Source organism: Streptomyces sp. JLSY215, from assembly GCF_059682825.1.
The window spans coordinates 1,496,442-1,512,222 of sequence record NZ_CM185022.1; the positions used below are offsets into that span (position 1 = coordinate 1,496,442).

The following is a 15,781-nucleotide window of genomic DNA, read 5'->3' on the forward strand; positions in this document are numbered from 1 at the left end:
CGTCAGCCCGGCGCAGTGACCGGCCGTACTCCCCGGGGAGTAGCGGACAGCCCCTAACGTCCCGTGGTCAGCCCGACGCTGCGGGCCAGCTGGAGGACGGCCTGCTCGAAGAATTCGGAACGGGCCTCGACCACCCGGTTGAACTGGCCGAACACCTCGAAACTCACCAGCCCGAACAGCTGCGCCCAGGCCCCGACGAGCCGCGCCAGCACCGTGCCCGGCAGCTCGATGCCCAGCTCCGCGCCGAGGGCGAGCGCATCGCCCACCACCGCGTCGGGCAGCGGCTCGGCGGGCTCCTTCAGCGCGCCCGCCGTGTGCGCCTCGCGGACCACGCCGATCAACGCGAGGCCGACCCGGGCGGCGGGCTCGGCGGTGGTGCGGGGGGCGGTGTAGCCGGGCACCGGGGAGCCGTAGATCAGCGCGTACTCGTGCGGATGGGCCAGCGCCCAGGTGCGTACGGCGGCGCAGACGGCGCTCCAGCGGGCGACCGGGCGCTGGGCATCGGGGCCGGTCAGGGCGTCACGGGCGCCTTCCGCGGCCGCGCCGACGGCGTTGTAGGCATCGACGATCAGCGCGGTGAGCAGGTCATCGCGGCTGGGGAAGTAGCGGTAGAGCGCCGAGGAGACCATGCCCAGTTCGCGGGCCACGGCGCGCAGCGACAGCTTGGCCGCGCCCTCGGCGGCGAGCTGTCTGCGGGCCTCGTCCTTGATGGCCGCGGTGATTTCGCTACGGGCCCGTTCCCGGGCTCCTCGGATCGCAGTCATGGGAGCAGTCTGGCACGACGCGGAGCGGTGCACCAAAGCCGGAGCGGTGGTCGACTGTAAGAGCACTGGGCGCAATTGAGATCGTTGAACGAGAAAAGGAGCAGTGCTCTTGCATTGCCGCGACACCCTGCTGCACACTGCTACCCATAAGCGAGAGCACCGCTCTCGAATCGGAGTGGCGCTCACAGAACGGCAGGCAGGCCCGCAGCAGGCAGTACGCAACGCGCCGGCCGACCAGCCGAACAGCCCGCGCCACCGAAGTCACTGGAGGCCCACCCATGTCCCACTACGTGAAGCCCAACCGCCTCGCCGCCCGTTTCAACGGCATCGTCGGCTGGCTCGCCCGGCGCGGTATCAGCCTCGCGGGCTCGGCGGACCTCGCCGTCCGCGGCCGCAAGAGCGGCGAATGGCGGCGCGTACCCGTCAATCCGATGTCCTACGAGGACGGCCGCTATCTCGTCTCGGCGCGCGGCCACTCCGAATGGGTGCGCAATATGCGCGCGGCGGGCGGCGGCGAACTGCGCGTCGGCCGCCGCACCCGCCCGTTCACCGCCGTCGAGGTGCCGCCCGCCGAGACCCCGGCGCTGCTGCGCGCCTATCTCCGGCGCTGGGGCTGGGAGGTGAAGTCGTACTTCGGGGAGATCACCGCCGACTCCAGCGACGAGGAGCTGCTCGCCGCGGCCCCTCGCCACCCGGTCTTCCGTATCACCGAGTCCTGAGCACCGGATCCCGGGCACCGAACTCCGAACGCCGCCTCATGAGCGCCGCATCACGGGCACGAACGGCAGACGGCACAGCGACGCCCCCAAGCGCCGACCGGCAGCCAACCGGCCGACGAACGGCGGACAGCGGACAGCGGACAGCGGCCGACGAACGGCGGACGGCAGCCGACGGACGGCGGCCACCTCCAACGAACCGGCCGCCCCTCAACCAGCGGCAACCAAACCGCGAGACCGCGGCGGGACCACCACGGGACCGCCTCCCGGCCACCGCCCGGCCCACCGCCCGGCCCACCCGCGAGACCACCTCCCGACCATCGCCGGGCGACCACACCCGGCCGACGACCAGCCCGGTGGCCCCCACCGGCCCCGTGCCCCCGTGCCCCCGTGCCCCCGCCGATCACTCCCCCCGGCGCGCCTCCGCACGATCGAACGCATCCAGCGCCCGCCGCGCCATCGGGTGCGTACGGACCAGCTCCCCGAGCGTCGTCGTCCCGCGGGTGATCTTCGCGAAGGCGTTCCAGGCCGGCCGGAAGCCCGTGATCGCCGCGTGGAACATGCCCGGACGCCGCGAGAAGGCGCTGAGCAGCCGCCGCCCGACGCCCATCTCCACGCCCAGCCCCGCCTTGATGGCGAAGGCGTAGTTGAGGGCCTGCCGGCGGGCGTCCACGGCGTCGTGGGCCTCGGAGACCCGTACCGCCCACTCCCCCGCGAGCCGCCCCGAGCGCAGCGCGAAGGAGATGCCCTCCCGGGTCCACGGCTCCAGCAGTCCCGCCGCGTCACCGCACACCAGCACCCGGCCGCGGGACAGCGGCGAGTCATCGGCGCGGCAGCGCGTCAGATGCCCGGACGAGATGCTCGGCTCGAAGCCCGCCAGGCCCAGCCGGCCGATGAAGTCCTCCAGATAGCGCTTGGTCGCCGCGCCCTCGCCGCGCGCGGAGATCACGCCGACGGTGAGGGTGTCCCCCTTGGGGAAGACCCAACCGTAGCTGCCGGGCATCGGGCCCCAGTCGATGAGCACCCGCCCCGCCCAGTCCTCGGCGACCGTCTCGGGCACCGGGATCTCCGACTCCAGGCCGAGGTCGACCTGCTCCGTCTTGACCCCGACATGCGCGCCTATCCGGCCCGCGCTGCCGTCCGCGCCGACCACGGCCCGTGCCAGCAGCACCTCGCCGTCGCCGAGCACCACCGCGACGGTCCGGCGGTCGGGCACCTCGGCGCCGTGCTGTTCCACCCGGGCGACCGTGACGCCCGTACGGACCCGGGCCCCCGCGTCCTTGGCGGACTCGACCAGTCCGGCGTCGAACTCGGGGCGGTTGATGAGCCCGAAGAGCATCTGCTTGGAGCGGCGGGTGCGGGTCAGCTTGCCGTTCATCGAGAACGTCACGGCATGCACGCGGTCGCGCAGCGGAAGGTCGAAGCCGGGCGGCAGGGAGTCCCGCGAGGGGCCGATGATGCCGCCGCCGCAGGTTTTGTAGCGGGGCAGTTCCGCCTTCTCCAGGAGCAGCACCCGGCGTCCCGTACAGGCCGCGGCATGCGCGGCCGAGGCGCCCGCGGGCCCCGCGCCCACCACCACGACGTCCCACACCTGCTGGTTGCCCTCGGCTTCGTGCTCGCTGCTCACCTGTGCGTTCGCTCCCGTTCGATGCCTGGCTGCGCGTACCGCCCGCATCCTACGGCCCGCTGTTTCCCCCACCGCCTGTGGGAAGATCGGGGGCACTCATCCCCGTACGTCCGGCCCGTACGGCTCACCAGGACGGACGGCCTACGTACACAACGTCGCGCCCACAAGGAGCGTTCCATGACTGACAGGTCCGGCAGCCCGGATGTCCCCGGCAGCCCGCTCGCCCAGACCGTCGCCGCGCTGCAGCCCCGCGCCCTGGCGGAACTCGCCGAGCTGGTGGCCTTCAAGTCGGTCGCGGACCCGGCGCAGTTCCCCAGGAGCGAGTGCGAGGCGGCCGCCAACTGGATCGTCGATGCGCTGCGCGCGGACGGCTTCCAGGACGTGGCGCTGCTGGACACCCCGGACGGCACCCAGTCCGTCTACGGCTACCTGCCCGGCCCGGCAGGCGCCCCGACGGTCCTGCTGTACGCGCACTACGACGTGCAGCCGCCGCTGGACGAGGCCGCGTGGACCTCGCCGCCCTTCGAGCTGACCGAGCGCGACGGCCGCTGGTACGGGCGCGGCGCCGCCGACTGCAAGGGCGGCCTGATCATGCATCTGACGGCGCTGCGCGCGCTGAAGGAGCACGGCGGCATACCGGTCAACGTCAAGGTGATCGTGGAGGGTTCCGAGGAGCAGGGCACCGGCGGGCTGGAGCGGTACGCCGAGGCGCATCCGGAGCTGCTGACCGCCGACGCGATCGTCATCGGCGACACCGGCAACTTCCGGGTCGGGGTGCCGACGGTGACGGCGACGCTGCGCGGGATGACGCTGGTGCGAGTGCAGGTCGATGCGCTGGAGGGCAATCTGCACTCCGGCCAGTTCGGCGGCGCGGCGCCGGACGCGCTGGCCGCGCTGATCCGGATCCTGGACTCGCTGCGAGCCGAGGACGGTTCGACGACCGTGCGGGGGCTGGCCTCGGACGCGCACTGGGAGGGCCTGCAGTACCCGGAGGAGGACTTCCGTAAGGACGCCAAGGTCCTGGACGGCGTCGGACTGATCGGCAACGGCACGGTCGCGGACCGGATCTGGGCGCGCCCCGCGGTCACCGTGCTCGGCATCGACTGCCCGCCGGTCATCGGCGCCACCCCGTCCGTTCATGCGGGCGCGCGGGCCCTGGTGAGCCTGCGGGTGCCGCCGGGCACGGACGCGGCAGAGGCGACGAAGCTGCTGGCGGCCCACCTGGAGAGCGCCGCTCCGTGGGGCGCGCGGGTCGCGGTGGAGCAGATCGGGCAGGGGCAGCCCTTCCGTGCGGACACCAGCAGCCCGGCGTACGCGTCGATGGCGGCGGCGATGCGGGAGGCGTACGACGGCCAGGAGATGCAGATGTCCGGCCTGGGCGGCTCGATCCCGCTGTGCAACACGCTCGCCGGGCTCTACCCGGAGGCGGAGATCCTGCTGATCGGACTGAGCGAGCCGGAGGCGCAGATCCACGCGGTCGACGAGAGCGTCTCGCCGCAGGAGCTGGAACGGCTGTCGCTCGCGGAGGCGCTGTTCCTGCGGCGGTACGCGGGGCGCTAGGCGCTGCGCTTTGCTTTTGGCCGTACGTTTTTGGCTTTCCCACCGTGGGTGTTGTTCGCCGTTGCGCCTGCGGCGGGCGTGGGTTGTCGGGTGCGGTGACGGCCCTCCGGACTCCGTCCTGCGGGCCGTCCCCTCCCGTGGGTGGGTGGGAAAAGGCCGGTGGGGGCGTGCGTTGAGCGTCAGGCTCAGCTGTGATGATCAATCCACCAGGCACGCCTGACCACCGACCTGCACCCCCACCGTTTTCTCCCCACCCCCAACGGGGAGGTGCCGGGCCGTAGCGGCGGAGCCGTGTAGGCCCGGTGCCGCAGCCGAACAGCCTCGCGCAGCGACCACCGCCCGCCGCAGGCGCAACGGCGGCAAACCCCACGGCTGGACGGCCAAAAACGTCGGCCCAGGCAAAGCGCAGCGGAACGGCCCCGCGCAAGCGGCACCGCCCGCCGCAGGCGCAACGGTGCGAAACCCCCACGGCGGGACAGCCGAACACGTACGGCCCAGGCAAAGCGCAGCGAAGGGGCGCAACGGCGACAAACCCCCACGGCAGGACAGCCAAAAACGTCGGGCTACCCCACGGGAACCCCCGCCTCCAGATGGAGCGGGCAGCCCCGTTCGCGGGCGCGCAGCGCCCACCGGAGCCGGTTCCAGCGCACCGGCGGCAGCATCGTCTCGGCCTCGGCCTCGGTCACGAAGCGCCAGTCCCGCAGTTCCGCTCCGGGCAGCAGCAGGTCCCGTATGCGTTCGCTGGTGAGCGTGCCGCCGTCGAAGAGCAGCCGCAGACCGCCGAAGCCGGGCGGTTTGGGCGCTTCCCAGTCCAGTACGAGCAGCCGGGGCGCGCGGGGCAGCTGGATGCCCAGTTCCTCGGCGACCTCGCGCACTCCGGCGTGCGCGGGTGCCTCGCCCGGTTCCACGATGCCGCCGGGGAACTCCCAGCCGGGCTTGTAGGTCGGGTCGACGAGCAGCACCCGGTCCTGGTCGTCGAAGAGCAGTACGCCGGCGGCCAGGGTCTCCGCGGTCGGCTCGGGGGTCTGCACGATCTCGCAGGCGCCGGCTCCGGTACGGACGGCCTCGGCGACCTGTTCGGCGGTCTGACGGGGCGTGAGCCGGGTGGTGTCGACGACATGGGCGTCGTCCTTGATCCACTCCAGTGCGCGGGCGTACGGGCCCAGGTGCTCCAGACACCACCGGCGTACGGAGGCATCGGTCTCGGGATCCCCCTGGGGCTCCGTACGCCGGGCTATCCGCTCCCGCAGGATCGTTTCCTCCGCATGCAGCAGAACATGCCGTACGGGAATCCGGCGGGCCGCGAGGGAGCCGAAGATCTCGTCTCGGTACTCCTGGCGCAGCAGCGTCATCGGCGTCACCAAGGGGCCCGGCACCTCGGTGAGCAGCGCCGCGGCGGTGTCCACGACCATGCGGCGCCAGGCCGGCAGGTCCTGATAGTCGTCGATGCCCTCGAACCGTTTGGCCGGCAGCATCAACCGCAGTCCGCTGCCGAGGAGTTCGGGGTCGTAGAGCGTGCTTCCGGGAAGCAGGTCGAGCACTTCATTCGCCGCAGTGGTCTTGCCCGCACCGAACGTGCCGTTCAGCCAGACGATCACGGTTTCCCCTCTTCCCTAGACCCAGGTGAGTTGCCCGCAACACCCTGCCACGGAAACGCTCGGGAAGACGGATGCCGGTCAGTGCATCCCCCGCCGCGAAGCCCCCGGCAAACAAGCGCTCCCCCGCCTCTCCTGTACCGAAACCCCCACCTGCATACCGGCCTCTGTCGCATATGACGGCGGAGCATCGAGCGATCAACGAACAGTTCTGCGGCACTTACCCTCGCCCCTTGCCCCGCGCTCCTTGCCCGTTCTCTTCACCGCCCTTGTTTTCGCTCTTCGCCGCCCGCGTAACCCGTCGCGAGGAGGTTGCGGCCGGTGCGGAACCGGCCGCGCAAATGGTTGCGCGCGGAACTGACCGGGGTCGGCTTTCCCGCCGCGGGAGAGGAGGATCAGGAGACGGAGAAAGCCGTTGTACATCCAGGTGAACGGGGCGCCACGAGCGGGGCGGAACGGTAATGGGCGGCCCGTCGGCACCGGGCGCGGGCGGCGGTGCCGTCGACGATTACGGCTCGCGGATTTCCCGAGCGGGGTGTGCGGAAAATCGATCCGGAAGGGGACGAAGAAGCGAACGCATTGGGGAGCGGACCCTCCACGGTGGCAGCGGAATCTCGCTGAACAGGTCATGGAGCGGGGTGAAGCTCATCCGTCGGGACGGTCGAAAGCGTCCGTCGCCGCCCGGTCGTCCTTGTCGCCGGAGGCGGAGGGCATCGGTCCGCTCTTCGGTTCGGGGAGAACGGTGGGGAATCGCATACGACTCGCGGTCCGCGCCGGTCGATTGCTTCTTCGGTGCGTCGATGAATGGGTCGGATGAATGGGTCGAATTCCCGCCGGGGAACGCCGCTTGCCAAGAACAACCCGTTCTGCGTGAAGTACCGGAGAACCACTGTGGAAATGCGGGAGTGGCGCCGGGGCAGTGATGCCGAAGTACCGCGTGGGTTCCCGGCGCATCGCAGAAGGACATCGTCCGGGGCCGGCCCGGGGACAGCGATCGGTGCGTGGCGCCACACCGGGCGCCACACCGGGCGCCGCGCCCCGTAGCGGCCTCCGGTGAGACATCCGATGTCCTACCCCGCCCCAGGAATCAAACAGAAACGAACGCGAGCGGCCGGACGTCACCCCGAACGGCGCGCCCAGGCAAGCATTTTGGCGGGTTGAACCTGACCGCTACCGCCCTCTTCCAACAGAGTCCAACAAGCCCTACCGTAAACCCTCGCCGATGACGGGTGCATGACTCGTCGCGGCTCGTCGCGGCGCGCCATGGCTCGTGACGGTTTGTCATGCCTGTTCAAGGACACGTTCCGGCGCACAGCACCGCGCACAACTCCCCACACCCCACGCGAAGACGGAGGACGCGAAGCATGCGCGTTCATACCCGCACCATCCGCAGCCCGCGCAGCACCCGCAGCACCCGCAGCACCCGCAGGCAGGCCCACGGAAGATTCATCGGAGCGCTGTCCGCCGTGCTGCTGTGCACGGCGGTGCCGGGCGCCCCGCCCGCCGCGGCCGATACGCCGGTCCCCCGTCTCCCCGGCGGGCTCGCCAAGACGCCGCCGATGGGCTTCAACAACTGGAACTCCACGCACTGCCGGGCGGAGTTCAACGAGGGGATGGTCAAGGGCATCGCCGACCTCTTCCTCGCCAAGGGCCTCAAGGACGCCGGCTACCGGTACGTCAATCTCGACGACTGCTGGGCGCTGCCCGAGCGGGACGCGAACGGCAAGCTCGTACCGGACCCCGAGCGCTTCCCCCACGGCATCAAGGCCGTCGCCGACTACGTCCACGCCAAGGGCCTGAAGTTCGGCATCTACACGAGCGCGGGCACCAAGACCTGCAACGAGAACGGGTTCCCCGGCGGGCTGGGGCATGAGGCGTCCGACGCCCGGCAGTTCGCCGACTGGGGCGTGGACTACCTCAAGTACGACAACTGCAACAACCAGGGTGTGGACGCCAAGCAGCGCTACCGCACGATGCGGGACGCACTCGAGGCCACCGGTCGCCCCATCGTCTACAGCATCTGCGAATGGGGCGAGAACAAGCCCTGGGAGTGGGCATCGGACGTAGGGCATCTGTGGCGGACCACCGGTGACATCAGCGACGACTGGTCGAGCATGCTCGGGATCGCCAAGGCGAACCTGCCGCTGGCCCCGTACGCGGGCCCCGGCCACTGGAACGATCCCGACATGCTGGAGGTCGGCAACGGCGGTATGACGGACACCGAATACCGCAGCCACTTCTCCCTCTGGTCGATGATGTCCGCACCGCTGCTGATCGGCTCCGACCTGCGAAAGGCGACCCCGGAGACCTTCACGATCCTGGACAACAAGGACGTCATCGCCCTCGACCAGGACCCCCTGGGCAAGCAGGCCACCGTGCTGAAGTCCGAGTCCGGCCGCTGGACGCTCGTCAAGGAGCTGGCGAACGGCGACCGCGCCATCGCGCTCTTCAACGAGACCGACCAGCAGCAGACGATCGCCACCACCGCCCAGGACGCGGGCCTCCCGCAGGCGGACCGCTACCGGCTGCGCGACCTGTGGCAGCACCGCGACGCCGCCACCACGGGCGCCGTCTCCGCGACCGTCCCGGCGCACGGCATCGCCGTCTACCGCGTCTCCGCAGAGCGGCACTGAGTCCGGGCCCCGGGGCCGTCAGCCGTCAGCAGGTGGGCAGCCCCGGGATCGGCTGGTCGTTCTCCCCTCCGGTGAGGTACACGACGCTGATGTAGACACCGGTGTTGCCGCTGTCGTCATCGGTCTTGGCCCACCAGACGTTCGTCCACTTCCCGTACGTCTCGCGGCGGCCCAGCTTCGCCTGGCAGTAGAAGTAGTTGGTGCCCGCGTTGAGGGTGCCGGCCTGCTGGAAGGACGCGGTGTACGAGGTGGCGGCACGCCAGACGTCGCAGTTGGTCTTGCCGCCACCGATGGACACGCACGAGGTATGCGGGGTGGGCTGACCGCCACTGCCACCGCTGCCACTGCCGCTGCCACCACTGCCACTGCCGCCGCCGGACCCACCGGAGGCCCCCGAGCCGCCGCCGAACAGGCCGCCGGAGGCGCCGCCGTCCTTGCTCCCGCCATCGCCCTGATCACCCGAACTCCCGCCCGGGGAGCCGGGCTTGGGGTTCTTTCCGGCCGGGTCGCCGGAGGGCCCCTGGGACGCGGAGGGCGACGCCTCGGTGCCGTTCTCCTTGCCCTTGTCGCTGCCCTTGGCGTCCCCCTTGGCGGGCGTCTTGCTGCCTGCCGGGCTCGGGTCGGCAGGCGGTGTCGGTTTACCGGCCGGCGGCGCCGACTGCCGTCCGCCGTCCGCAACGGTGTCGCTCGGCCCCCCGCCGACCAGCGCGTACGTCACCCCGCCACCGGCGGCGAGCACGGCGAGCACGGCCGCCGCGGCGAGCAGCGTCCGGCGGCGACCGCGGGCGGGCAGCCGCTCGGTGTCACCGTCGGACGGGTTCCGCAGCTGCGGGTGCGTGCCCGTACTGCCGACGGCCGGGCCGCTCACCACGCCGGGCGGATCGAAGCCGGGGCTGATGGCGGAGGCGGGAGTGGCGGCCTCGGGCACCGGCGGGGGCGCGGCGAAACCCCCGGAACCCGGACCGCCGGACAGCCAACTCGCGGGCGGCGCGGACGAGTTGACCGGACCGGCGGGCGCGGGTCCGGACGCCGCGGGACCGGCGGGCGTGGGACCGGCGGGCGCGGTACCGCCCGCCGCAGCACCACCGGCCGCGGCGGCGCCGCCCTGGCCCGCCGCCCCCTGCCCGAACTCCTGCGGCGGAGGCGGCGGCGGAAGCGGCCGGATGTCCGTCGCGGTCGGCAGATGCGGCGCGCCGGGCATCGGCACGGCCGCCGGTTCGCGCCCCTCGGCCACCTCCGTGAGCATGCTGCGCGCCTGGGCGGCGGACGGCCGGTCGGCCGGGTTCTTGGCCATCAGCGCATGCAGCACGGGCGTCAGCGGCCCGGCCCGCTGCGGCTCCGGCAGCGCCTCGGTGACGATCGCGGTGAGCGTGGACCACACCGACGTACGGCGGAACGGCGCGCCGCCGCCCTCCACGGCCGCGTACAGCGTCATGCCCAGCGACCAGATGTCCGAGGCGGGGCTGGGGTCCTGGCCCTGGGCCCGCTCGGGCGGCAGGTAGTCGAGGGAGCCGACGAGTTCGCCGCTGCGGGTGATGTTGGTGGTGGCGCCGTCGCCCGGGGCCTCGATGCTGGCGATGCCGAAGTCGGTGAGCACCACGCGGCCGGTGCGGTCGAGCAGCACATTTCCGGGCTTGACGTCGCGGTGCAGCACGCCGACCTGGTGCGCGGCGTCCAGCGCGTCCATCACCTGGGCGCCGATCCGGGCGATCTCCCGGGGGGCGAGGGCGCCCTGCTGCTGGATGGCGTCGTCCAGCGAGGGTCCGTCGACCAGCTCCATGACGATGACGGGGCGGCCGTCCTCGTCGATGACGTCATGGACGGTGACCACGCCGGAGTGGCGGATACGGGCGGCGGCGCGCGCCTCGCGCTGCATCCGGGTGCGCAGATCGGCGAGCTCCGGGGCGGAGGCGTCGGTATAGGCGCGCAGGACCTTGACGGCGACCTCGCGGCCCAGCACCTCGTCGACGGCGCGGCAGACCACGCCCATTCCGCCGCGGCCGAGCCGGCCGGTGACGCGGTAGCGCCCGCCGAGCACCCGGCCGGTCAGATCGGCGTCCGTGCCGCGCTTCGGGCCGCTCTTGGCGGCGGCAACGGGCGCACCCTCGCCGGGCGGTGGGGCGGCCGCTCCGTCACCCGCCCCGCCGGGCTCCCCCGGCTCATCCGATCCGCGCGGCTCACGTTCCCCCGATGTCATCGTCGCCGATCCCCTCGATACCCGTGTGTCTGCCGGTACGCCGCGTATCTCACGGTGTACCTCGCGGTCGGCAACAGACTAAGGGGCGCACGGGGGCGGATGGTGGCCTCAGGGCATGGCGACGAAGGCATCGAGACGGGACTGTTGCGCAGCGGCCGCGGCGGCGCCCACCACTCCGGCATCCGTCCCCATCTGGGCGGGTACGACCGTCAGGTCCGCGACGAACGACAAGGTCGCGTAGGTGCGCAGGGCCTTGCGCAGCGGGACGAAGAGGACGTCCCCGGCGCCCGCCACTCCCCCGCCGATGACCGCGATGTCGATCTCGACGAGCGTCGCGGTGGCCGCGATCCCGGCGGCCAGCGCCTGGGCGGCACGTTCGAAGGAACGCAGGGCGATGGGGTCACCGGCGTGTGCCGAGGCGGCGACGGCGGCCGCGCCGGTGTCGCCGTCGGGGCCCGGCCGCCAGCCGTTCGCCAGCGCCCGGCGGGCGATGTTGGGGCCGCTGGCGATCCGCTCGACGCAGCCGCGGGCGCCGCAGGGGCAGGGGTCACCGTCGAGGTCGACACTGATGTGGCCGATGTGGCCGGCATTTCCGGTGGGGCCGGTGTGCAGGCGGCCGTCCAGGACGAGCCCGCCGCCGACCCCGGTGGAGACCACCATGCACAGGGCGTTGGCGTGGCCGCGGGCCGCGCCCTGCCAGTGTTCGGCCGCGGTCATCGCGACGCCGTCGCCGACCAGCACCACCGGCCGTCCGCCGACCAGCGCCTGCACCCCGGCGACCAGCGGGAAGTCGCGCCAGCCGGGGATGTTGACGGGGCTGACGGTGCCGGCCGAGGCGTCCACCGGGCCCGCGCTGCCGATCCCCACGGCCGCCACCCGCGCCCAGTCGGGTCCCGCTGTCAGCTCCTGGACCACCTCGGCCACCGCGCGCATCACGCTCGCCCCGTCCTCGTCGGCCGGGGTGGGCCGGGCGGCCCGTACGATCAGCCTGCCGCGCCCGTCCACCAGAGCACCGGCGATCTTGGTGCCGCCAATGTCGAGCGCTGCGCTGAGGTCCGTCTGCATCGGTGTCGAATCTCCTGGTGGGCCCGGGGCCGGGGTGGATCGTCCCGGCGCGAGAACGCCAGTCTTACCGCAGCTGACAACGTTGTCCAGGGGCTATGCTCGACGGCACCCCCCGACACCTCCAGCAGCCCCCTAAAGAATCAGGACCGCACACCGTGACGGACACCGCGCAGGGCACCTCTCGTCGCTACGGCACCCGGCCCACGATGAAGGATGTTGCGGCGCGTGCCGGGGTCGGCCTCAAGACGGTCTCCCGCGTGGTCAACGGCGAGGCGGGCGTCACCCCGGACACGGAGCGACGGGTCCAGGAGGCCATCACGGCCCTGGGCTTCCGTCGCAACGACTCCGCCCGCATCCTGCGCAAGGGCCGGACGGCCAGCATCGGTCTGGTCCTGGAGGATCTCGCCGACCCTTTCTACGGGCCGCTCAACCGCGCCGTCGAGGAGGTCGCGCGCGACCACGGCGCGCTGCTGATCAACGGCTCCAGCGCCGAGGACCCGGCCCGGGAACAGGAGTTGGTGCTCGCGCTGTGCGCGCGGCGGGTGGACGGGCTGGTCGTCATTCCGGCCGGTGACGACCACCGCTATCTGGAGCCGGAGATCGCGGCGGGCATCGCGACCGTCTTCGTGGACCGCCCGGCCGGCCGGATCGACGCCGACACGGTGCTCTCCGACAGCTTCGGCGGCTCCCGGGACGCGGTCGCCCACCTCATCGCGCACGGCCACCGCCGGATCGGATTCATCGGCGACCAGCCGCGCATCCACACCGCGAAGGAGCGGCTGCGCGGCTACCGCACCGCGATGGCCGACGCCGGGCTGCCGGTCGACGAGTCCTGGGTGGCGCTGGGCTCCACCGCCCCCGAACGGGTCCGGGCCGCGGCCACCGCCATGCTGGACGCCCCCGAGCCGGTCACCGCGCTCTTCGCGGGCAACAACCGCGTCACCGTCACGGCCGTACGCGTCCTGGGCGAACGTCCGCGCCCCATCGCCCTGGTGGGCTTCGACGACTTCGAGCTGGCCGACCTCGTCCGGCCCGCGATCACGGTCGTCGCCCAGGACGCGGCACGGCTGGGCCGGACGGCGGGCGGACTACTGTTCCGCCGCCTGGAGGGGGCAGCCGACGCGCCGCGGCGGGTGGAGATCCCCACCCGCCTGATCGCCCGCGGGTCGGGGGAGATCCCGCCGACCGAATCCTGACCGTTCGCCGGTCCGCTGCGCTTTGCTTTTGGCCGTACGTTTTTGGCTTTCCCGCCGTGGTGGTTGTTCGCCGTTGCGCCTGCGGCGGGCGTGGTGTTGTCGGGTGCGGTGCCACCCCTCCGGACTTCGTCCTGCGGGGTGGCCCCTCCCGTGGGTGGGTGGGAAAGGCCGGTGGGGGCGGACGTCTCGTGTCAGGTGCAGGTGATCATGTCCACCAGGTGCACCTGACCACCGACGCACGCCCCCACCGGTTTTCTTCCCACCCCTCACGGGGAGGGGCCGGGCCGCAGGACGGAGTCCGGAGGCCCGGTCCCGCTGCCGAACAGCCTCGCGCAGCGACCACAGCCCGCCGCAGGCGCAATAGCGAGACACCCCCACGGCGGGCAAGCCGAAACCGTCGGCTCAGACCGAGCGCCCCGCGAGCCCGTCAAGGTCGGCGCGGGTCAGACCCGTAAGCCGGGCGGCCTCGCCGGTGTCGACGGCGCCGCAGTCGAGGCCGCGCAGCAGGTAGGCGGCGAGGGCCTTGGCGGTGGCGGGCTCGTCCGCGACGTCGCCGCCGGCCTTCGAGACGTACGCCGTGAGCCGGGCCGCGGCCTGCTCGAGGCCCTCCAGGTAGAAGGCGTAGACCGCGGCGTAACGGGTCGGCAGGTGGCCGGGGTGCATGTCCCAGCCCTGGTAGTAGGCGCGGGCCAGCGAGCGGCGGACGAGGCCGTGGTGCAGCCGCCAGACCTCGTGGACCCGCTCCGTCGGGCCGACCGGCAGGATGTTCGTCGAGCCGTCGGAGAGCCGGACGCCGGTGCCCGCGGCGGCCACCTGCATCACGGTCTTGGCGTAGTCGGCGGCGGGGTGGTCCAGCGACTGGTGGGCGGCGCTGATGCCGCAGGAGGCGCTGTAGTCGTAGGTCCCGTAGTGCAGGGAGGTGGCGCGGCCCTCGGCGGCCTCGATCATCCGGGCGACGGTGGCGCGGCCGTCGGCGCCCAGGATGGACTGGGTGGTCTCCACCTGGATCTCGAAGCCGATCCGGCCGCTGTCCAGGCCGTGCGTCTTCTCGAAGGCCTCCAGCAGCCGCACCATGGCGGTGACCTGCTCGGCGTAGGTCACCTTGGGCAGCGTCAGCACCAGGCCGTCGGGCAGACCGCCGGCCTGCATCAGGCCGGTGAGGAAGATGTCCAGGGTGCGGATGCCGCGGTCGCGGACGGCGGCCTCCATGCACTTCATGCGGATGCCCATGTACGGGGCAGCGGTGCCGTCCCGGTAGGCGGCGGCGACGAGGGCGGCGGCGCGGGCGGCGTGCGCGTCCTCCTCGGCGTCGGGGCGGTTGCCGTAGCCGTCCTCGAAGTCGATGCGCAGGTCCTCGATGGGCTCGCGCTCCAGCTTGGCGCGGACCCGGTCGTGGACCGGCCCGGCGAGCTCGTCGGGGATGCCGAGGACGGCGGCGAGCGCGGCGGCGTCGGGGGCGTGCTCATCGAGGGCGGCGAGCGCCTGGTCGCCCCAGGAGCGGATGGTGTCGGCGGCGAAGGCATCGCCGGGGACGTAGACCGTGTGGACCGGCTGGCGGGTGCCGGGGTCGCCCGGGTAACGCCGCGCCAGATCGGCGTCCACCTCGGCAAGAGCGGCGCCGATTCCCTCGCGTACGGTGTCCGCAAGGCTCGTCGCCACGGTCTCCTGCTGCCCCATTTCGGCACCCTCCCGGTTCGTGTGCCCGACGACCGCCGGGCCTCATTTTCCGCTTCACGGAATCAACAATCCGTATAGCGAAGTTAACTGTGTAGGGTAGCGAGGTCAACACCCCCCGGCCCGAGGCGACGCGCATCACTGGCCCGCACCGCATCCGGTAACTCCGTGGCACGGCGGCACCGCCCCCGCCAGACTCCTCCCATGACTTGGACCGCACCGCAGATCACCCGCCGAGAAATCCCCGCCGCCGCCGGCGAACGGGAGACGCTGCAGAACTGGCTCGGCTGGCACCGCGAGACCCTCCTGAGCAAGTGCACCGGCCTCACCCCGGAGCAGCTCGTCGAGGCGAGCGCCGCACCCTCCACACTCACCCTGCTCGGGCTGGTGCGCCATCTGGCGCTGGTCGAGCGCACCTGGTTCCGTCAGCGCTTCGCCGGCGAGAAGATCGAGGATCTCTACGACCTCGAGCGGAACATCGACGCCGACTTCGACGACGCCGAGGCGTCCGGGGCCGAGGCGGACCTCGCGACGCTCCGCGCCGAGATAGCGGCCTGCAACGAGACGGTGGCGGACCGCGGGCTGGACGAGACCTTCGTCCATGAGCGCACCGGCCAGGAGCTGAATCTGCGCTGGGTCTACGTCCACATGATCGAGGAGTACGCGCGCCACAACGGCCACGCGGACCTGCTGCGGGAGCGGATCGACGGGGCGACGGGCGACTGACACCGCACCGAGGCCCCGTACGCGGATG

Annotated in this window: 10 protein-coding genes and 1 pseudogene; 5 read left to right on the forward strand and 6 right to left on the reverse strand. The window is 72.4% G+C overall.

Translation table 11 applies throughout. The features are described from left to right. Window positions 1–53: 53 nt before the first annotated feature. Entirely contained in the window at window positions 54–764 is a 711-nt protein-coding gene (locus AC5677_RS06715; protein ID WP_497194088.1) for a TetR/AcrR family transcriptional regulator, read from the reverse strand. Between the two features lie 278 nt (window positions 765–1,042). Here AC5677_RS06715 and AC5677_RS06720 point away from each other — a divergent pair, with 278 nt between their 5' ends. Beyond that, window positions 1,043–1,483 (forward strand): nitroreductase family deazaflavin-dependent oxidoreductase, encoded by a 441-nt coding sequence (locus AC5677_RS06720; RefSeq protein ID WP_497194089.1) that lies wholly within the window; start codon window positions 1,043–1,045, stop codon window positions 1,481–1,483. A gap of 400 nt (window positions 1,484–1,883) precedes the next feature. Here AC5677_RS06720 and AC5677_RS06725 read toward each other — a convergent pair whose 3' ends face one another. Further along, entirely contained in the window at window positions 1,884–3,107 is a 1,224-nt protein-coding gene (locus tag AC5677_RS06725) for a geranylgeranyl reductase family protein (RefSeq protein WP_497194090.1), read from the reverse strand. Between the two features lie 177 nt (window positions 3,108–3,284). On the opposite strand from AC5677_RS06725, the gene AC5677_RS06730 reads away from it, so the two are divergent. Then, the gene (locus AC5677_RS06730) at window positions 3,285–4,667 is read left to right on the forward strand and encodes a dipeptidase (RefSeq protein WP_497194091.1); all 1,383 of its coding nucleotides are present in this window, start codon (window positions 3,285–3,287) and stop codon (window positions 4,665–4,667) included. Window positions 4,668–5,230: 563 nt separating this feature from the next. On the opposite strand, the gene AC5677_RS06735 is transcribed toward AC5677_RS06730, so the two are convergent. Further along, a complete protein-coding gene (locus AC5677_RS06735; protein WP_497194092.1) occupies window positions 5,231–6,265 on the reverse strand; it encodes an NUDIX hydrolase in 1,035 nt (344 codons plus the stop codon). 1,361 nt (window positions 6,266–7,626) lie between these two features. Here AC5677_RS06735 and AC5677_RS06740 point away from each other — a divergent pair. Beyond that, window positions 7,627–8,886 (forward strand): annotated as a pseudogene (locus tag AC5677_RS06740) (glycoside hydrolase family 27 protein); the annotation flags it as partial. Window positions 8,887–8,920: 34 nt separating this feature from the next. On the opposite strand, the gene AC5677_RS06745 reads toward AC5677_RS06740, so the two are convergent. Both AC5677_RS06745 and AC5677_RS06750 read right to left on the reverse strand, forming a co-directional pair. Beyond that, the gene (locus tag AC5677_RS06745; RefSeq protein ID WP_497194093.1) at window positions 8,921–11,092 is read right to left on the reverse strand and encodes a serine/threonine-protein kinase; all 2,172 of its coding nucleotides are present in this window, start codon (window positions 11,090–11,092) and stop codon (window positions 8,921–8,923) included. 108 nt (window positions 11,093–11,200) lie between these two features. Continuing rightward, on the reverse strand, window positions 11,201–12,157 hold the full coding sequence (locus tag AC5677_RS06750) for an ROK family protein (protein ID WP_497194094.1): 957 nt from the start codon (window positions 12,155–12,157) through the stop codon (window positions 11,201–11,203). 155 nt (window positions 12,158–12,312) lie between these two features. On the opposite strand from AC5677_RS06750, the gene AC5677_RS06755 reads away from it, so the two are divergent. Next, window positions 12,313–13,353, forward strand: a complete 1,041-nt coding sequence (locus AC5677_RS06755; protein ID WP_497194095.1) for a LacI family DNA-binding transcriptional regulator — start codon at window positions 12,313–12,315, stop codon at window positions 13,351–13,353. A 402-nt stretch (window positions 13,354–13,755) separates the two neighbouring features. Here the strand turns inward: AC5677_RS06755 and AC5677_RS06760 are convergent, their stop codons facing one another. Next, complete coding sequence (locus AC5677_RS06760; protein WP_497194096.1) at window positions 13,756–15,030, reverse strand: DUF6986 family protein; 1,275 nt, start codon at window positions 15,028–15,030, stop codon at window positions 13,756–13,758. Window positions 15,031–15,231: 201 nt separating this feature from the next. On the opposite strand from AC5677_RS06760, the gene AC5677_RS06765 reads away from it, so the two are divergent. Next, window positions 15,232–15,753: a DinB family protein gene (locus tag AC5677_RS06765; protein WP_497194097.1), complete on the forward strand. Its 522-nt coding sequence runs from the start codon at window positions 15,232–15,234 to the stop codon at window positions 15,751–15,753. The last annotated feature ends 28 nt before the right edge of the window (window positions 15,754–15,781 follow it).

Coding starts and splice junctions, on each gene's coding strand:
- AC5677_RS06750 (WP_497194094.1), bottom strand. CDS start 12,157: ATGCAGACGGACCTCAGCGCAGCGCTCGACATTGGCGGCACCAAGATC.
- AC5677_RS06720 (WP_497194089.1), top strand. CDS start 1,043: ATGTCCCACTACGTGAAGCCCAACCGCCTCGCCGCCCGTTTCAACGGC.
- AC5677_RS06745 (WP_497194093.1), bottom strand. CDS start 11,092: ATGACATCGGGGGAACGTGAGCCGCGCGGATCGGATGAGCCGGGGGAG.
- AC5677_RS06760 (WP_497194096.1), bottom strand. CDS start 15,030: ATGGGGCAGCAGGAGACCGTGGCGACGAGCCTTGCGGACACCGTACGC.
- AC5677_RS06765 (WP_497194097.1), top strand. CDS start 15,232: ATGACTTGGACCGCACCGCAGATCACCCGCCGAGAAATCCCCGCCGCC.
- AC5677_RS06730 (WP_497194091.1), top strand. CDS start 3,285: ATGACTGACAGGTCCGGCAGCCCGGATGTCCCCGGCAGCCCGCTCGCC.
- AC5677_RS06715 (WP_497194088.1), bottom strand. CDS start 764: ATGACTGCGATCCGAGGAGCCCGGGAACGGGCCCGTAGCGAAATCACC.